Source organism: Mesorhizobium sp. M7A.F.Ca.AU.001.01.1.1 (assembly GCF_004022735.1).
Classification (GTDB): Bacteria; Pseudomonadota; Alphaproteobacteria; order Rhizobiales; family Rhizobiaceae; genus Mesorhizobium; species Mesorhizobium ciceri.
This window is the reverse complement of sequence record NZ_RZPF01000748.1, coordinates 1-3,039: the sequence shown is the minus strand read 5'-3', so window position 1 is coordinate 3,039 and position 3,039 is coordinate 1. Positions and strand designations below refer to the sequence as shown.

The 3,039-nt window shown below is 60.9% G+C and carries 4 protein-coding genes; all 4 read right to left on the bottom strand.

Features of this window, described 5'->3' with window-relative positions; translation table 11 throughout:
• The coding region (gene ccoG, locus EN884_RS31080) for a cytochrome c oxidase accessory protein CcoG (RefSeq protein WP_128360940.1) at window positions 1-1,218 on the bottom strand (1,218 nt) is incomplete at its 3' end.
• A gap of 167 nt (window positions 1,219-1,385) precedes the next feature.
• Window positions 1,386-2,249, bottom strand: a complete 864-nt coding sequence (ccoP, locus tag EN884_RS31075) for a cytochrome-c oxidase, cbb3-type subunit III (protein WP_063169223.1) — start codon at window positions 2,247-2,249, stop codon at window positions 1,386-1,388.
• A 2-nt stretch (window positions 2,250-2,251) separates the two neighbouring features.
• Window positions 2,252-2,401 (bottom strand): cbb3-type cytochrome c oxidase subunit 3, encoded by a 150-nt coding sequence (locus tag EN884_RS31070; RefSeq protein WP_024502864.1) that lies wholly within the window; start codon window positions 2,399-2,401, stop codon window positions 2,252-2,254.
• Window positions 2,402-2,412: 11 nt separating this feature from the next.
• A partial coding sequence (gene ccoO, locus EN884_RS31065; RefSeq protein WP_128360939.1) for a cytochrome-c oxidase, cbb3-type subunit II occupies window positions 2,413-3,039 on the bottom strand: 627 nt, incomplete at its 5' end.

Sequence of the window (3,039 nt, the reverse complement as noted above, 5' to 3'; positions counted from 1 at the left end):
ATGCAGCACGTTGACTTCGAGCCGATCGCGCGTCAGCAGCGAATAGAGCAGACCCAGGCCGATCAGCGACCAGATACCCATGTAGACGTAGGTGCGTGGCCGAAAGATCTTGCGGATATGGAAATGCGCCACCTTGTCGGAGAACAGGCCATCAGCGGTCCTGACCTGCGACGGGTTGACTGAACTGGAGCCGCCCGCGGTCGCCAGCATCATGTTGGCGTTGTAGTCGGACAGTGTCGCATAGGAGATCAGCCCGCGCTCCTTGCCGAGCTTGTCCATGACCCCGTCGCAGGCGTCTATGCACAGCGCGCAGGTGATGCATTCCATCTGCTGGCCATCGCGGATGTCGATCCCCATCGGGCAGACCGCGACGCAGGCATTGCAGTCGACGCAGTCACCGACCGGCAGCCCTGCGGCAAGGACCTTCTTGGCGTGGCGAGAACGCGGTTCGCCGCGCCAGTCATTGTAGGTGACGGTGAGAGAACTTTCGTCGAGCATCGCTGCCTGGATGCGCGGCCATGGGCACATGTAGGTGCAGACCTGCTCGCGCATCAGACCGCCGAACGTGTAGGTGGTAGCCGTCAGCACGGCGACAGTGATGTAGGCGACGGGTGGCGCGGTGCCGGTGAAGAGTTCGCCAACCAGCGTCGGCGCATCGGCAAAATAGAAAATCCAGGCGCCGCCGGTCGCCGCACCGATGACCAGCCAGACGGCGTGCTTCGATAAGCGCAGCATCAGCTTGCGGGCGGTCCAGGGGCCTGCATCGAGTTTCATGCGAGCGTTACGGTCGCCCTCTATCGCACGTTCGACGACGAGGAACAGATCGACCCACACCGTCTGAGGGCATGCATAGCCGCACCAGGCACGGCCGACAGTCGAGGTGATCAGGAAAAGACCGACGCCCGCCATGACCAGGAGGCCGGCCACATAGAAGAATTCCTGGGGCCATATCTCGATGAAGAAGAAGTAGAAGCGCCGGTTCGCGAGATCGAGCAGGACTGCCTGGTCCGGGGCAAATGGACCGCGAGCCCAAGGCAGCCACGCAGCCAGGTAATAGATGCCAAGTGTGATCGTCATCACCAGCCATTTGAAGCGACGAAAGTTGCCCGAGGCGCGCTTCGGAAAGATCTTTTGACGCGCGGCATAAAGCGGCTTGCGGGTTTTGGCGGAATTGACAGTTTCTGTTTCGAGCCCTGTCAACTGCGTCTTGTCACGCATGTGCAACTCCACTTTCCCAGCCAATGTCAGGGGCACCTGTCGTAAAGCCTCGCCGTAGGATAGCCTTGCCGGGTTGTGCAGATCGCATTAGGGATGGTGTCGAGGCCCGGCTCACGCCGGGCCTCGTCCGCTTGGCAGGGGGGACCGAAGAATAGGACCTTCCATTCCTATTCTCCGCCGCCAAGCGAATGGACATAAACTGCAAGTTCCTTGACCTTGATCTCGCCGAGACGGCCAACCCAGGCCGGCATGACGCCCTGTTTTGGCGCACGGACCTGTGCGGCGATGGCTGTCTCACCGGATCCATAGAGCCAGATCGCATCGGTCAGGTCGGGGGCGCCGAATTCCCTGTTGCCTTTTGCATTGTCGCCGTGACAGGCCACGCAATTCTCGGCAAAGACCTTGGCGCCGGGTTGGATCAGACTTGCATCGCGGACCTTGCCGGAAAGGCTGGCCACGTAGGCGCTGACTTGTGCGATCTGGTCGGCGGTAATGATGTCGCCGAAGGCCGGCATTTCCGACAGGCGCGTGTCCGGATCGGATGCGAAGCGGATGCCGTGCGTAATCGTCTGCTGGATCTGCTCGGCCTTGCCGCCCCACAGCCAGTCGTCGTCGTTGAGATTGGGAAAGCCCTTGGAACCCTGGGCGCCGGAGCCATGACATTGTACGCAATTGACCTTGAAAGCGGCGCCACCGGCGGCGATTGCGAATTCGCGCAGGCCGTCGTCCGCGGCGATTTCCGAGACGCTCTTGGACTCCACCGCCGAGATATATTTGCCCTTGGCGGCCTCAGCCGCGGTCAGCTCGTTCCTGACCTCGTTGCGGCTGGAATAGCCGAGCACACCCGTTGTCGCCGAGTGCAACAGAGGCCATGCTGGATAGGCAATGGTGTAGCCTATCGCCCAGACAATGGTGACGTAAAAAGTGATAACCCACCATCTGGGAAGCGGGTTGTTCAGCTCCCGGATACCATCCCATTCGTGGCCGGTGGTCGAGACGCCAGAGATTTCATCGATATGCTCGTCGCTCATGATCACTCGTCCTCGAGCGGAATGCGGGCCGCTTCGTCGGCCAGCCTTCGGCTGCCGGGGCGTAGGGCAAAGGCGATGCACCCCACGAAGAACAGCGCCATCGCAACCAGGCCCCAGCTGTCGGCAAACGCCCGCATCAAATTGTAGGTCATCAGCGTTCTCCTCAGCGGTAGCCGGCGGCTTCGTCGTAATTTTTGAAGTCGACCAGTGTGCCAAGCATCTGCAGGTAGGCGAGCAGGGCATCCATTTCGGTGACCTGTTGCGGGTTGCCGTCGAAGTCGCCGATCTTGGCTTTTGGGTAACGCGCCTCAAGGCCTGATGTGTCGGCATTGGGATCGGCCTGCGCCGCCAGATCCGCATTGGCGTGGGCGATCATGTCATCGGTGTAAGGGACGGCTACAAGCCTGTTGGCGACCAGATGCGTCGAGAAATCCTTCACGTCGATCGGCGTGTCTTTCAGGAACCCATAGCTCGGCATGATCGATTCCGGCACCACCGAGCGCGGGTCGGTAAGATGCGCGACATGCCATGCATTCGAGTAGCGGTCGCCAACTCTGGCGAGATCCGGCCCGGTGCGCTTCGATCCCCACTGGAAGGGGTGATCGTACATGGACTCGGCAGCCAGGCTGTAGTGGCCATAGCGCTCAACTTCGTCGCGGAACGGCCTGATCATCTGGCTATGACAGAGGTAGCAGCCCTCGCGCATATAGATGTTGCGCCCGACAAGTTCGAGCGGCGAATAGGGGCGCATGCCTTCCACCTTCTCGATCGTGTTGTCGAGATAGAAGAG

Coding starts and splice junctions, on each gene's coding strand:
- ccoP (WP_063169223.1), bottom strand. CDS start 2,249: ATGAGCGACGAGCATATCGATGAAATCTCTGGCGTCTCGACCACCGGC.
- EN884_RS31070 (WP_024502864.1), bottom strand. CDS start 2,401: ATGACCTACAATTTGATGCGGGCGTTTGCCGACAGCTGGGGCCTGGTT.